The 15639-nt window shown below is 46.2% G+C and carries 14 protein-coding genes; all 14 read left to right on the top strand.

Going from position 1 to position 15639, the window contains the following annotated elements:
* Positions 1-6 precede the first annotated feature (6 nt).
* The 14 genes from NF543_RS00205 to NF543_RS00140 all read left to right on the top strand — a co-directional run bounded on the left by NF543_RS00205 (position 7) and on the right by NF543_RS00140 (position 15582).
* On the top strand, positions 7-3021 hold the full coding sequence (locus NF543_RS00205; protein WP_257666063.1) for a TAT-variant-translocated molybdopterin oxidoreductase: 3015 nt from the start codon (positions 7-9) through the stop codon (positions 3019-3021).
* A 22-nt stretch (positions 3022-3043) separates the two neighbouring features.
* On the top strand, positions 3044-4525 hold the full coding sequence (gene nrfD / locus NF543_RS00200; RefSeq protein ID WP_257666062.1) for an NrfD/PsrC family molybdoenzyme membrane anchor subunit: 1482 nt from the start codon (positions 3044-3046) through the stop codon (positions 4523-4525).
* A 2-nt stretch (positions 4526-4527) separates the two neighbouring features.
* Positions 4528-5064, top strand: a complete 537-nt coding sequence (locus NF543_RS00195; RefSeq protein WP_257666061.1) for a DUF3341 domain-containing protein — start codon at positions 4528-4530, stop codon at positions 5062-5064.
* Positions 5057-5686 (top strand): c-type cytochrome, encoded by a 630-nt coding sequence (locus tag NF543_RS00190; protein ID WP_308378388.1) that lies wholly within the window; start codon positions 5057-5059, stop codon positions 5684-5686. Before NF543_RS00195 ends, NF543_RS00190 begins: the two co-directional genes overlap by 8 nt.
* 20 nt (positions 5687-5706) lie before the next feature.
* Positions 5707-6942: a quinol:cytochrome C oxidoreductase gene (locus NF543_RS00185; protein ID WP_257666059.1), complete on the top strand. Its 1236-nt coding sequence runs from the start codon at positions 5707-5709 to the stop codon at positions 6940-6942.
* A 120-nt stretch (positions 6943-7062) separates the two neighbouring features.
* Entirely contained in the window at positions 7063-8406 is a 1344-nt protein-coding gene (locus NF543_RS00180; protein ID WP_257666058.1) for a cytochrome c oxidase subunit II, read from the top strand.
* A 134-nt stretch (positions 8407-8540) separates the two neighbouring features.
* Positions 8541-10322, top strand: coding sequence for a cytochrome c oxidase subunit I (locus tag NF543_RS00175; protein ID WP_257666546.1), 1782 nt, complete (start codon positions 8541-8543; stop codon positions 10320-10322).
* A gap of 50 nt (positions 10323-10372) precedes the next feature.
* Entirely contained in the window at positions 10373-11422 is a 1050-nt protein-coding gene (locus NF543_RS00170) for a COX15/CtaA family protein (protein WP_257666057.1), read from the top strand.
* A gap of 125 nt (positions 11423-11547) precedes the next feature.
* Positions 11548-12450: a heme o synthase gene (gene cyoE / locus NF543_RS00165; protein WP_257666545.1), complete on the top strand. Its 903-nt coding sequence runs from the start codon at positions 11548-11550 to the stop codon at positions 12448-12450.
* Between the two features lie 5 nt (positions 12451-12455).
* Complete coding sequence (locus NF543_RS00160) at positions 12456-13037, top strand: cytochrome c oxidase subunit 3 (RefSeq protein ID WP_257666056.1); 582 nt, start codon at positions 12456-12458, stop codon at positions 13035-13037.
* Between the two features lie 9 nt (positions 13038-13046).
* Entirely contained in the window at positions 13047-13775 is a 729-nt protein-coding gene (locus NF543_RS00155) for a cytochrome c oxidase subunit 3 (RefSeq protein ID WP_257666055.1), read from the top strand.
* Positions 13776-13801: 26 nt separating this feature from the next.
* A complete protein-coding gene (locus NF543_RS00150) occupies positions 13802-14179 on the top strand; it encodes a cytochrome C oxidase subunit IV family protein (RefSeq protein WP_257666054.1) in 378 nt (125 codons plus the stop codon).
* A gap of 26 nt (positions 14180-14205) precedes the next feature.
* Entirely contained in the window at positions 14206-14889 is a 684-nt protein-coding gene (locus NF543_RS00145) for an SCO family protein (RefSeq protein ID WP_257666053.1), read from the top strand.
* A gap of 153 nt (positions 14890-15042) precedes the next feature.
* Entirely contained in the window at positions 15043-15582 is a 540-nt protein-coding gene (locus tag NF543_RS00140; RefSeq protein ID WP_257666052.1) for a DUF420 domain-containing protein, read from the top strand.
* Positions 15583-15639 lie beyond the last annotated feature (57 nt).

The raw sequence follows: 15639 nt of genomic DNA, 5'->3' as shown, positions 1-15639 counted from the left end.
GCTTAAATGGATAGCAACAAGAACTATTGGAAAGGTTTGGAAGAATTGCAGCAGACGCCAGCTTTTGTAAATAAGAACAAAAGCGAGTTTGCAGAACCGATTCCTGTTGAGGACGTATTGAATGAAGCTGGATTGAGCACCAAGACCCCACGTCGCGATTTCCTGAAAGCATTAGGCTTTGGGGTAGGAGCGGTGACCTTGGCGGCGTGTAACCGTACACCTGTACATAAAGCTGTTCCCTATCTGATTAAACCGGAGGAGGTGACCCCTGGGATTCCTAATTTCTATGCCTCCAGTTTCAATGGCCAAAGTGTATTGGTAAGGACCCGAGAAGGGCGCCCGATTTTGTTGGAAGCTAATCCCGCCGCGAAAGGATTGAATTGCGGTACAGATGCATCAACGCAAGCGTCCGTGCTGGATTTGTATGACATGTCCAAGTTGAAGGGGCCAAAATTCCACGGCACTGATACCACTTGGGACGAACTGGATACGCAGGTAGTAACTGCTTTGGAAGCAGCCAATGCCGCTGGAAAGCAAATCCGCATTGTATCGTCCACGATAAATAGCCCCTCGGCAATTGCCGCCATTGCCAGGTTTACCGAAAAATATCCCACTGCCCAATTGGTAGAAGTGGATACGGTTTCTTATAGCGGCATCATCAAAGCCAACCAAAACAGCTTCGGCAAAGCCGTGGTACCGCATTACCGGTTTGACAATGCCGATGTCGTGGTGAGCATAGCCGCCGACTTTCTGGGCACATGGCTCAGCGGTGAAGAACATACGCAACAATACATTTCCAACCGCGATTATAAGAGTCTCAAAAAAGGCAAGATGTCGCGTCATATCCAGTTTGAGGGCGGCTTGAGCCTCACCGGTACCAATGCCGATGTACGTATCGCCGTCAAACCTTCGGAAGAAGGGCCATTGTTGATTGCCCTATATAACGAGATTACGGGAAATACCTTGGCAGGGGCATTATCCTCTAATGCCAAGGCGCAGACGGCGCTCAAGCTGGTGGCCCAGGAATTAAAGCAGGCAAGGGGTAAGGCGGTAGTCGTGGCAGGTGCCAACGATGTGGCTATCCAGACCTTGGTCAATGCCATCAACGTGGCATTGGAAAGCTATGGGGCGACCATCGATTTAGATAATCCATCCTACCAGTTCAAGGGTAACGACGAGGCATTTGCCTCCTTCTTAGCCGAAGCGAATAGGGGAGCGGTGGATGTGGCGTTTTTCCTGAATAGCAACCCATTGTATGATTATTACAATACGGAGGTGGTGAAAGAAGCGTTAGGCAAAATCAAGTTCAAACTCTCTTTTGCTGACCGTGAGGACGAAACGGCTTCGGAGTTGGACGCCATTGCCCCCAACCATAACTTTCTTGAATCTTGGGGTGATGCACATCCCCGTGGTGGATACTATACCATTGTACAGCCCACGATTAATCCTGTGTACAACACCCGCCAAGTGGAGCACAGTGTTTTGCTTTGGGCTGGCGAGAAAACCGACTACTATGCCTTTGTAAAAAATAATTGGGAGCAACATATCCTCGCCGGAAGTAGCAAGACATGGAAGGATGTGCTTCAAACAGGTTTTGAATACAAGGACGAGCAACCGGCAACGGCCTATAGCTTTGATTTTTCAGTGCTTGGCAACGTGGCTAATGCTATCGTGACACAAAGCAAGGGATTAGCTAAAGATGTGGAAGTACAGCTCTACCAAAGTGTAGCGCTCAAGGATGGCAAGCAGGGCAACAACGCTTACCTGCACGAATTGCCAGATCCAGTATCCAAAGTGACCTGGGACAATTACGCTGCCCTTAACCCTAAATTTGCTGAGTCCTTGGGACTGGGCGAAAACAGCCTGGTAGAGGTGGAAGGCGAAAATGGTTACTCGGTTATCCTGCCCGTTTTGATGCAACCCGGTCAGGCCATGGGATCCGTTTCCATTGCTATAGGATATGGTCGCACCAAGGCGGGTAAAGCCGGGAACAATGTAGGCCAGAATGCATATCCTTTTGTCAGATTGGCTAATGGTACGTTGCAATTCAATACCACAGCAAAGCTGAGTAAGGCCAGTGGCTCTTATGAACTAGCCCAAACGCAAACACACCATACCATCGAAGGACGGAACGTAATTCGGGAGACAACGTTTGCGAAATACAAGGAAAACCCAGGCCATAATGCCGGAAAATGGACGGATTCACACAAAACATACGATTTGTGGAATAAATATGAACAGCCGGGACATAAATGGGTAATGGCTATTGACCTCAATGCCTGTACCGGTTGTGGTTCATGTATCGTAGCCTGTAATATTGAAAACAACATTCCCGTGGTGGGCCGCGATGAAGTGCGTCGCCGTCGCGAGATGCACTGGATACGTATTGACCGTTATTATGCCATCGAACAAGACGGCGCGGCATATACCAAGGAAGATGACATCAACCGGTTGGACGACTTTGAAAACGTGTCGGTGGTGCATCAACCCATGCTGTGCCAGCATTGTGCCCACGCACCTTGCGAGACGGTATGTCCGGTTTTGGCTACCGTGCACTCGTCAGAAGGACTGAATCATATGGCCTACAACCGGTGCTTCGGCACACGCTATTGCGCCAATAACTGTCCGTATAAGGTACGCCGTTTCAACTGGTTCAACTACTGGAACGATTCGCGCTTTGATAATTATTTGAACAATGAATTTACCCAACTGGTATTGAACCCAGATGTGGTTTCACGTTCACGTGGGGTAATGGAAAAATGCTCGATGTGTATCCAACGTATCCAGGCCGGCAAGTTGAAAGCCAAGATGGAAAAACGCCCATTGAAGGATGGGGATATCAAGTTGGCTTGTAGCTCGGCGTGTTCCGCAAATGCCATCATCTTCGGTGATGCCAACGATCCGGAATCAGAAGTGTCCAAAGCGTTGCGCAATGAGCGCGTGTACTATGTGCTGGAGGAAATCAACGTACAACCGGGCATTGGTTACATGACGAAGGTGAGAAATACGTATGAGGCTTAATCACTATTTGAAATAACATATTATGTCATCGCATAACGAATCAATATTAAGGGAACCATTAATAACAGGCAAAGATATCACCTATGCCAAAATAACGGATGATATCCTGTTGCCGGTGGAAAATAAGCCCAATAAAGCTTGGTGGATTGGGTTCATTATGGCCGCATTGGGTGCCTTGCTGTGGGTTGGGAGCGTGAGTTATACCTTCTGGACAGGTATAGGTACTTGGGGGCTGAATAAAACTGTCGGTTGGGCTTGGGACATCACGGGATTTGTATGGTGGGTGGGTATCGGTCACGCCGGTACACTGATTTCGGCCGTGTTGTTGTTGTTCCGTCAAAACTGGCGTAATTCCATCAACCGCTCGGCAGAGGCGATGACCATTTTTGCGGTGATCTGTGCAGCTACCTATGTGGTGTCCCATATGGGGCGGCCGTGGTTGGCTTACTGGATATTTCCGCTGCCCAACCAATTTGGATCTTTGTGGGTCAACTTCAACTCACCGTTGGTATGGGATGCATTCGCGATTTCCACTTACTTCACCGTATCCTTGGTGTTCTGGTATTGTGGCCTTTTGCCCGACATCTCCTCCGTACGTGACCGCGCCGCAGGATTGAAAAGAAGGATTTATTCCATCCTGTCGTTCGGGTGGAGCGGATCGGTGAAGACATGGCAACGGTTTGAAATCGTGTCGCTCATCCTCGCTGGTATTTCCACCCCATTGGTGCTTTCGGTACATACCATCGTATCCATGGACTTTGCCACATCGGTAATTCCGGGATGGCATACTACTATTTTCCCGCCTTACTTTGTGGCAGGTGCGATTTTCTCCGGTTTCGCCATGGTGCAGACCTTATTATTGGTGATGCGTAAGGTGCTTAATTTCGAGAATTACATCACCATGTTCCATATCGAATCCATGAATAAGATTATCATGGTAACGGGTTCGATCGTGGGTATTGCTTACCTAACGGAACTGTTCATCGCTTGGTATTCAGGTTCGGAATACGAGATGTATGCCTTTGCCAACCGGATTGCTGGCCCTTACGCTTGGGCCTACTGGGCAATGATGACATGCAACGTGATTTCTCCGCAATTGTTTTGGTTTAAGAAAATACGTACCAGCATCCCGATTTCTTGGGTGCTGTCTATCGTGGTAAATATCGGAATGTGGTTTGAACGTTTCGTGATCATCGTCACCTCGCTGCACCGTGATTACATCCCTTCGAGCTGGGCGATGTTTTATCCTACTTGGGTGGATGTCGGTATTTTCGTTGGATCAATTGGGTTGTTTTTCACATTGTTCCTGTTGTTCTTGCGCTTCCTTCCGGGCATTGCCATTGCCGAAGTGAAGCTGCTCTTGAAGAGTGCAAGTTTACAGCAGAAAGCCAAATTGATCAAGGAAGGTCATTTGGATGCCGGAGAAGTGACCTACTTCAAAAATTCGCTTACGAAGTACGATTCGGTGACAGATGAGGAAATCAAAGAATTAGAAACTAAGTAGCAATGAGCAATATTAAATATATACTCGGAAGTTTTGCAGACCCGGATGAGATGATGGACGGGATTGACAAGCTGCAGGAACAGCACATCAGCATTTACGATTGCTTTACACCGATGCCCATCCATGGTATAGAGGCTAAATTAGGTGTGAAGCCCTCGCGCTTACCCATCGCTGCGTTTTACTTCGGTATCACAGGCACATTCTTGGGGTTCGGCTTGCTGTATTATACCATGACCTACGATTGGCCGATGAATATTGGTGGCAAACCAGCACTTCCACTGCCCGCTTTTGTGCCTGTCACGTTTGAGGTGACCATCCTGTTGTGTGCGTTAGGTATGGTGGCTACGTTTTTCTTTCGCAATCATTTGTTTCCAGGCCGCGCACCAAGGGTGATGGATTTACGCGCTACGGACGACCGATTTATCATCGCGATTGACGCCAATGAAAATACAGACCACGATAAAATAGCGGAATTGCTTAAAGAAGCTGGGGCTGTTGAAGTGAAGTACAATGAACGAAAATATGTTAGCTATGAATAGGAAGAATTTTCTTGGAGCTGTAAGTGCGGCTGTCGCGATTGCGGCGGTGGTGGCTGCTTGTGGGGAAAAAACCACCCGCAGCACCCGCTGGGAATTTTCAAGGAATATGTACGATCCTATCGGTTATAACCCAGACCAACCGAACAATAACTTTAAGGATGGTAAGACTGCCCAAACCCCTCCCACAGGTACGACACCTGTAGGTTTCGAGCGGTTTGCGTATGTCAATACCGTGCAAGATTACGAACGTGCTGGAGCTGAATTAACCAATCCCTTGGAGAAAACCGAGAAGGTAATGGCCGAAGGTGCAGCTTTGTACCAAGTGTATTGTGCGGTATGCCATGGTGCAGAAGGGCGTGGCGACGGAAGCATCACGAAAGATAGGGAGCTGGTTACCAAATCAGAGCGACGGATGTTGGAAAATTTTCCGCCACCGCCATCGTATGCAGCGAGCGATTCGATCAACTCATCAAGAGGTGGTGCCATGAAAGATTTAACGGATGGAAAGATCTATCATACCATTACATACGGTGTCAATTTGATGGGGTCGCATGCTTCCCAATTATCTCCCGAGGAACGTTGGAAGGTGGTTATGTATGTTAGAGAATTACAAAAGAAATAATATTATATCAGCTATATTAAATGGGAACTCACAGTCATCATCACGATTATAATTTTAGCGAGCAGTTCGTATTTACAGGGAAAGCGAAGACGCTGAGCTTGGCCGCCATTGTTGTGGGCATCGTGGCTATCGCTATCGGCTTGCTTTCCAGCGATCACATCACCGTGGAGCGCACCTATGCCAACTTGCTGTTGATGGGATATTATTTTACTTGTGTGTGTGCGGCGGGCGGGTTCTTTTTGGCGTTACAATATGTGACACAATCCGGCTGGTCATCGGGGATGATTCGCATTCCGCAAGCCATGGCAAGTGTATTGCCTATTGCATCCCTTATCCTACTGGTCATCACAGCTACAGGCTTGTTCTCGCATAATTTGTATCACCATTGGTACGCTGAAGGACTTACTGATCCTGATAGCCCCAATTATGACGCATTGGTGGCCGGAAAGGCAGCGTTCTTGAACGCACCCGGATTCTTGATTCGCCAGGTGGTTTTCATGGGTGCCTATAGCATCTGCTCTTGGCTATTGGCGAAGTATTCGTATAATGAAGACCTTGATGGCGGCTTGAATTCATATAAGAAAAGTTTCAAGCTTTCTGCATTGTTTTTAGTGATTTTTGGTTTTACCACACCTATTTGGTCTTTTGATACCATTATGTCATTGGAGGCGCACTGGTTTTCTACCATGTTTGGCTGGTATAACTTTGCAGCGCTGTGGGTGAGCGGCCTTTGCGTGATTACATTGATTATAATACTATTGAAAAAATCAGGCTATTTGGCTTGGGTGAATGAAAATCATTTGCATGATCTGGGCAAGTTGATTTTTGGATTTTCCATTTTTTGGACCTATGTATGGTTTGCACAGTTCATGTTGATTTGGTATGCAAATATCCCAGAGGAGACTGTTTACTTCTATAAGCGTTGGGAACCTGAGTACAAAACCTTGTTTTGGATAAACTTATTCGTCAATTTTGTAGTGCCCATTTTAGCACTGATGGATCGGGATACCAAACGGAAGATGAATACGCTAATGGCTGTTTGCATCGTATTGTTGCTTGGCCATTGGTTGGATTACTACATCATGATCATGCCGGGTACGGTGGAAGTGCACCGTGGGTTTGGATGGATTGAGCTTGGTACCGCACTAGGATTCATTGGGCTTTTCACGTTCCTTGTGCTCAACAAATTGGGTAAACATGCGTTGGCCCCGGCTAAACACCCCTTCCTTGAAGAAAGTCTGCATCATCAGATATAAGATATGAACGGGTTAACTATTGATAATCAATTAGCTGATAGCTGAAAACTGATGACCGAAAGCCGATAGCTAAATATAAATAATAGATAAGAGACATCACGGATAATCGTTATAATAGAAATGAGCTTTATAGACAATATCAAATTCAAGACGGTTTTTATACTGGCATTCATGGTGAGTATAGGGCTATCTGGTTCTATGTTTGCGCAGGAAGCGGATTCAGCGGCGCAGGCCGTTGATACAACGGCTACCGTAGGAGATACGGATACGGCCGTTACCGCCGATATGGATACTGCAGCTGCTGCTACAGGGACTGACACCACGGATACCGCGGCATCTGCCGGCAGTGTAGGTGCAACTCCCACGGCTACTTCAGATGCCGCAGGGAAACCAGGTATCAATCCCCAAGTATATACGAATTTCTTCTACTATGTATTGCTGTTCTTCCTGTTATGCATATTGGTGGCTGTGATCGGTAAGATTTTGCAGGTATATGAGCTTACAAGGAAGATGAACGGCAAGGATAGTACCCATTACCTCAACAATATACAGGCTGGATTATTTATCGTTGCTTTGGTAACAGGGTTATACGGGGTATATTGGTCTTATGTACATCATGGTGCACAATCCATGCGGGAGGCCGCTACGCAGCATGGCGTCAATCTCGATATAATGTTCATGGTTACCACGGTTATCTGTACCATCGTCCTTGTGCTTACCCATATCGCCCTGTTTGGCTTTGCCTTCCGATACCGTGCCCGTGAGAACCGTAAGGCTTATTTCTACCCACACAACAATACGATTGAGAAGGTGTGGACCATTGTGCCCGCCATCGTGCTTACCATATTGGTCTTATTTGGTTTTTTCAATTGGCGGGCCATCACCAATATACCAGAAGAAGAGCAGAAAAATGCAATCCAGATTGAAGTGATCGGAGAGCAGTTTATGTGGACAGTGCGGTATGCTGGACGCGATGGAGCGATCGGTGAGCGGAACTATAAGCTGACTACACCGCTGAATGGCTTGGGCATCGATTTCAATGACAAGAAGAGCTGGGATGACCAAATGGGATCGGAAATCGTGATCCCAGTGAATAAACCCGTGCGTTTCCAAATTACTTCTAAAGATATCTTGCATAGCTTTTATATTCCCGATTTTAGGGTACAAATTAATGCTGTACCGGGGATGAAGACCTATTTTCAGTTTACACCGACCATCACCACTGAAGAAATGCGTGACAAGTTGGACGATTACAGTTATAATTATGTTATGCTATGTGCCAAAATATGCGGCGCCAACCATTTCAATATGCAGAAATTAGTGCGGGTAGTGACCGAAGAAGAATATAAGGAGTGGCTCAATGAACAACCCTACTTCTTTACAGAAGATTTGAGAAAGGAATTCCAGGTGACACAGGTAAATGAAGATACAGCGGATGCCAAGTTGCTGGCCGCTACCAATTAATTATTAGGGAATAACGCATTTAATAAACAGATATGTCAAGTATAACAAGCGCTCATCCTGCTGACCATCACGGCGAACATGGCCACCACCATGAATCATTTTTGTCGAAATACGTCTTTAGTCAGGATCATAAAATGATAGCTAAACAATTCCTGATTACGGGGATAGTCATGGCGGTGTTTGCCATGTTCCTGTCTATTTTGTTTAGGCTTCAATTGGCGTGGCCTGATAAAGAATTCCCGATATTAGAGGTCTTTTTGGGTAAATGGGCAGAGGGTGGCCGTATCAGCCCGGACTTTTTCTTGGCCTTGGTAACCATCCATGGTACCATCATGGTTTTCTTCGTCCTCACGGCAGGACTCAGTGGTACATTCGCTAACTTATTGATCCCTTATCAATTGGGTGCAAGGGATATGGCCTCGCCATTCATGAATATGTTGTCGTATTGGTTTTTCTTTACGGCCTGTATCGTGATGATTTCCTCGTTCTTTGTGGAAAGTGGCCCGGCAAGTGCTGGATGGACAGTTTATCCTCCACTATCGGCAGTACCTACCGCCATCAGTGGATCGGCCATGGGAATGACCTTGTGGTTGATTAGTATGACCTTGTTCATCGCATCGCAGGTATTGGGCGGTATCAACTACATCAGCACCGTATTAAATATGCGTGCCAAAGGGATGGATCTATGGAAGATGCCATTGACCATATGGGCATTGTTCTTGACGGCCATCGTAGGCTTGCTGTCTTTCCCGGTACTGGTATCGGCCGTGGTGCTGCTCATTTTTGACCGGAGCTTTGGTACCAGTTTCTATTTATCTGATTTGGTTGTACAAGGGCAGATTTTGCCCAATGAAGGTGGTAGTCCGATATTGTTCCAGCATCTATTCTGGTTCCTGGGACATCCCGAAGTATATATCGTATTGATGCCAGCGCTTGGCCTGACTTCCGAGGTCATCTCCACCAATTCACGTAAGCCTATCTTTGGTTACCATGCCATGGTATATTCGTTGATTGGGATTACGATTCTGTCATTCATCGTATGGGGGCACCACATGTTTGTGACGGGGATGAACCCATTTCTGGGTGGGGTATTCATGATTACGACATTGATTATTGCGGTACCGTCGGCCGTGAAATCATTTAATTACCTAGCCACATTGTGGCGCGGTAATATCCGGTTTACACCAGCTATGTTGTTCGCCATTGGTATGGTGTCTTTCTTCATTTCGGGCGGATTGACAGGGCTGTACCTCGGTAATTCGGCGCTTGATATTGCGCTTCATGATACCTATTTTGTAGTGGCCCACTTTCATTTGGTAATGGGCTCTGCATCGATATTTGGTATGCTGTGTGGGGTTTACCATTGGTTCCCCAAACTGTTTGGTCGGATGATGAACGAAAAACTAGGCTATTTGCATTTTTGGCTCACATTCGCCGGAGCATACCTGGTGTTCTTCCCCATGCACTTCATGGGAATTGACGGCGTACCTCGTAGGTATTATGCCTTTACAGAATTTCCATTTATGGAGAAATGGATTTCCGTAAACGTCTTCATTACGTGGGCAGCGATTATCGCAGCCTTGGGACAAGTAGCCTTTTTATGGAACTTCTTCTCCTCTATCCGGTTTGGCAAGCGGGCCACGCAGAATCCATGGGGTTCGAACACCTTGGAATGGACTACCGGCGTGAAGCATATCCATGGCAATTGGCCTGGCGAGCTTCCTACGGTTTACCGCTGGCCATATGACTATAGCAAACCGGGACACCATGAAGATTTCATCCCGCAGACGGTTCCATTTTCGGAAACCATGAGCTCAAACTTGCCACACGATTTTGAAGGCAACGTGGAAGCCGAACGTATCCAGCGGGAATGGGAGCTGGCCAATAGGCCTCAGGCCGAGAAAGAGGCGGAGTAATAGAAACCTCATAGGTTTTAAATGCCTATGAGGTTTTAATAAATAAACATATGCTTCCACCTGCTGAAAAAAGATTTTTGTGGATTAACAAAATTACGATTGTTTCGTTGTTTCTGTTGATTCTTGCAGGTGGGGTAGTACGTAGCACGGGCTCGGGAATGGGTTGCCCAGATTGGCCAAAATGTTTTGACAAGCTGGTGCCACCTACTGAAGTTTCTCAGTTGCCAGCGGGATACGAAGAAAAATACATAGCGGGAAGGCAAGCGAAGAATGAACGTTTTGCGAAGACGTTAGACCGCTTTGGCTACAGTGAATTGGCAGAACAGATACGACAAGATGAGTCGATTCTCCAGCACGAGGAGTTTAACGCTGCAAAGACGTGGACAGAGTACATTAACAGATTGGTGGGGGCGGTTACGGGTTTTTTGCTGTTGCTTTGCGCCGTTTTCTCATTTACGTTCTTTAAAACGAAGAAAAGAATCTTTATCTGGAGCATAATCAACGTGTTTGCGGTGGGTTTCCAGGCTTGGCTAGGCTCCATTGTGGTGTCTACAAACTTGATGCCTGGGATAATCACAGTACATATGCTGCTAGCATTGGTTATTGTAGGGATCAGTATCTACACATATTTCAAGGCAAGGGCATTACGTGATAAGGATTTGTTGATTAACCACACGTCAAGTGGGATAAAATGGTTGGCTGCCCTATCGCTGCTGTTAATCATTGCGCAAATAGCGATAGGTACGGGAGTGCGGGAAGAAATAGATCGCATAGCAAGTTCGGGTGATGCACCTAGCAGGAGTGAGTGGTTGGACCGGGTAGGGAGCGTGTTTAATATCCACCGGAGCCTGGCATTTGTATCAGGAATAGCGGTGCTGTTTCTTTTCTTTGTCGTTCGTTCGCGGTTTGCACGCAACACCTATCAGAGCAGGTTTACCAATCTGTTGTTGGTGCTGTTGGTATTACAAATTATAAGTGCGGTGATGTTGGCTTATTTCGATATCCCGCCCTTTGCGCAGACAGCGCATTTGGTACTGGCAAGTTTGCTATTTGGTACCCAATATTATCTGATGCTTTTGCTTGGCAAGACTGCCCGATAGTGGATGATGAATAGAATTGAGTAGAAATATAAGAGATGAATAGGATTGAGGACGATATACAGACCAGGAAATTTGAAGGAGATGTTGCCGTGCAGAGACGCGGTAGGGGGGAGGTTTTTGCTGGATTGGCACAGTTCATGGGCGATTTCAAGCAACTGGTAAAGTTAAGGCTGACCATAACGGTGGTATTTTCTGCATCCATCGCGTTTCTCATTGGTAGTAAGCAACAAGGAGATATTAACTGGATAAATTGGATGATATTGACGGTTGGGGGCTTTTTGGTTACCGGATCGGCCAATGGATTCAATGAGATCATCGAGCGAGATCTGGATAAGTTGATGAAACGTACGGCTGACAGGCCCATCCCTGCTGGAAGGATGACCACCGGACAAGCCTTGGTGCTGAGCTTATTGATGGGTATCATCGGTACTTATACACTGGTGACGCTTAATTTCATTGCTGGATTGTTATCGGTATTCTCCATATTGCTGTATGCATTTTTGTATACGCCACTCAAACGTAAATCACCCATTGCCGTATTTATCGGAGCGTTTCCGGGGGCATTGCCTCCATTGATAGGCTATTACGCCGCGTTTAGTCAAAATGATTTAGCGGCTTATAGCCAACATAATGCTGCGGCCATCGTTATTATTCCATTGGTGTTGTTTGCCATTCAATTCGTCTGGCAATTTCCTCATTTTTGGGGGATAGCTTGGGTGCTTGATGAGGATTATAAGCGTGCGGGATTCAGGTTGCTGCCCACAACCAAGAAAGACAAGATATCGGCATTCATGGTGCTATTTAGCACATTGCTAATGATCCCGGTGGGTATGCTTCCATTTTTCTTCGGATTTGGGGGATATGTCGTGTCCGCGTTTTCGCTGGCAGGAGCCTTATTGTTTAGCTGGTATGGATTGAAGCTTTTCTTGAAATGCGATTTGGCTTCAGCACGAAAGGTGATGTTTACGTCGTTTTTCTACCTACCATTGATCCAGCTGATCTTACTGTTTGATTTTAAAGCCCTATGATAGCCATGGCCAGGTATACACAGGATAAGGAGGAGCTGACCGAGCAGAAGGCGAAGAAATTCAACCTTTGGTTGGGGATGATAGGTATGTTCATGATGTTTGCAGCGCTGTCAAGCGGGTTCATCGTGTACACGGCCGGAGGTGTGGATAAGGGAATTAAGACCTTACTGCCGGAAGCATTTATTTACAGTACGGTATTGATTGTATTGAGCAGCTTGACCATGCAATTGGCATATGTTGCTGCCAGGAAAACGGCATTTGGTCGACAAAAGTTGTTGCTTATGGCAACGATCGTATTGGGATTAGGATTTTTTGCCATGCAGGTGCATGCTTGGGGGGTGTTAAGTGGCAGGGGTGTGGTGTTTGTAAATCCCAATGCTTCCCAGTCTTTTGTTTATATATTCACGGGCATGCACCTTGCGCATATCATCGCCGGCATCCTTGTATTGGTGCGGGCTCTGGCAGGACGCATAAGAAACATTGACCAAGTACGGAATGTTTTCCGGATGGATTTGGCTGCATTGTTTTGGCATTTCCTGGGCATTTTATGGATTTATATTTATGTTTTTTTACTTTTGAATCAATAACACTGAACAATGAGTACAACTGTAACGCAATTGGATAAGGTAAAGACCGGGCGGTGGAACGGAGGCAGGTCGCCTTTCAATGTGGAGTACGGCAAAATCATGATGTGGTTTTTCCTTACTTCGGATGCCTTTACGTTTTCCGCTTTCCTGATTTATTATGGTACGCAGCGTTTTGCTCACTTTGCCTGGCCCGATCCAGATAAGGTATTCCAATCCATCCCCCTCATTGCAGACCACGGTTTCCCGCTGGTATTTGTGGGTATCATGACCTTTATCCTCATTATGAGTTCAGTGACGATGGTATTGGCTGTGGAAGCAGGCCACCGCAATTCGAAGAAGGAAGTGGTGGGTTGGATGATCGCCACCATTATTGGGGGATTGATGTTTGTCGGTTGCCAAGCAATGGAATGGACACACCTGCACCACCAAGGTTTTTGGTGGGGAAGTATTCCTCACCAGGATGGCGTATCTCCTGAAGTGACGCTAGCACCCTATTTTACCCACGGAATATCCGAAGTTTCCGCTTTGCAATTTTCCAATTTGTTTTTCACCATCACAGGCTTCCACGGCTTCCACGTATCCGTGGGAATACTGCTCAACATCATCATTCTTTTTATGACGTTGGCCAATACCTTTGAACGGAGGGGCACCTACCTGATGGTGGAGAAGGTAGGATTGTATTGGCACTTTGTTGATTTGGTGTGGGTATTTGTATTTACATTCTTTTACTTGGTTTAATAATATTCAATATAGCAATATAGACTATGGCTTCTAATCACGATCATACAGTTGGGCACGAAGAAACAGCGCACCACGAAGGCATGACCAAAGGCAAGATATGGCGGGTGTTTTTTTACCTGCTCGCCCTCACAGCATTGGAATTTTTCATTGCATTGGTGCTGGTACATGGCGGATACGTGGAAAAAGGACTGGCAGTGAACATTACTTATATTATGCTCACGCTGCTTAAGGCTTATTACATCGTAGCCTATTTTATGCACCTTAAGTTTGAGACGTTTGGGCTGATTATGTCCATTTCCGTTGTATTCCTGTTTATCATTTATTTCATCGCATTGATGCTGATGGAGGGAACATACTTGAATACCCATTACAACCCGTTCCCTTTTTGGACGACCCCGTAATGGATACCATCAGGCAAACTAATGGCTTGAAAAAAATACTTATCCTGGCAGTGGTATTGATCTTGCCAGGATTTTTATATTACCTCTTGGAGAAAAAGGGAGAAAACCGGTACAAAAGCCTCCCGATTTATGGAGAGAAAGTATTGACCGGAACATTCAGCAACCGGATGGGTAAAAAGGTGCCAGATACCCTATTCCATCACATCACACCGTTTTCATTGGTCAACCAGGAAGGGAAGGAAATTGAGGTATTGGCAGCTGATACGAGTATCGCGGTGGTCAATTTCTTTTATAGCCGATGCGAGAGCTTTTGTGCACACATGAATGATGAGATGAATCGGGTGGCAGCGCGCTTTGCGAAGAATAAGATGGTCAATTTCTATACCATTACGGTGGATACGGCATACGATACCCCAGCGGTTTTAAGGTCATATGCAACCACATATCAGCCACAAGATAAAAAATGGCATTTCTTGACTGCCGGAAAGAGTGATGTATATGATGTGGCGCGCAACGGATTTTTAGTCGATGCTGTGCAGGATACCACGAATGACGCGAGCTTTATCCACAGCTCTTCACTGATATTGGTGGATTCCCACCGGCGTATCAGAGGCTATTACGATGTGAACCACAAGAAGGAAGTAGATCGGTTGATTGATGAAGTAAAATTACTGCTGGTACAGGAAATCCGGGAAACTAGTCCTTATTGATAGTCAGAAAGTCCGAAAGTCGGGAAGACCGGAAGAAAATCTTAGCGTACTTGGCAGGGGCGTAGGCGTCTTCGCGGACTTTGCGTGAAAGGAGTCCGAAAGTCAGGCGGGATGGAGGCGGCAAATTACACAAGAAACAAAATCAAGTTAATGATGCAAAACACAATAGAGAAAAGATATAATATATGGATTGTCATTCTTTCGGTGACGATTCCAGTGGTGGTGGCCATCCTGTTTGGGATTAATTTGCGCGATCTGGGTTATGATGTGAAGCCTTTGACCTTCCTTCCCCCCATTTATGCAGCAATCAATGGCATTACCGCCATACTACTGGTAGGGGCGGTGGTAGCCATCAAAAACGGAAAACGTAAATTGCATGAGGCATTGGTAAAGACTTGTATTGGCTGCTCAATAGCGTTCTTGGCAATGTATGTAGCCTACCACATGACATCTGAATCCACGTCATATGGTGGTGAGGGTTTTATCCGTTATGTATATTTCTTTATCCTCATTACGCATATTTTACTCTCCATCATCATCATTCCGTTTGTATTGATCACCTATGTGCGGGGACTATCCGGGAATTTTGCCAAGCACCGTAAACTGGCCAAAATCACGTTTCCACTATGGCTATATGTGGCGGTAACAGGTGTGGTTGTATACCTGATGATATCGCCGTATTACGGGAGTTGAACAGATAGCACACGGATGACACTGATCTAACGGATGATGCGTCTATCTGCCCAATCT

This window comes from Parapedobacter tibetensis (assembly GCF_024704835.1).
GTDB classification, from domain to species: domain Bacteria; phylum Bacteroidota; class Bacteroidia; order Sphingobacteriales; family Sphingobacteriaceae; genus Parapedobacter; species Parapedobacter tibetensis.
The sequence above is the reverse complement of the archived record's forward strand: the minus strand, read 5'-3'. Positions and strand labels throughout refer to the sequence as shown.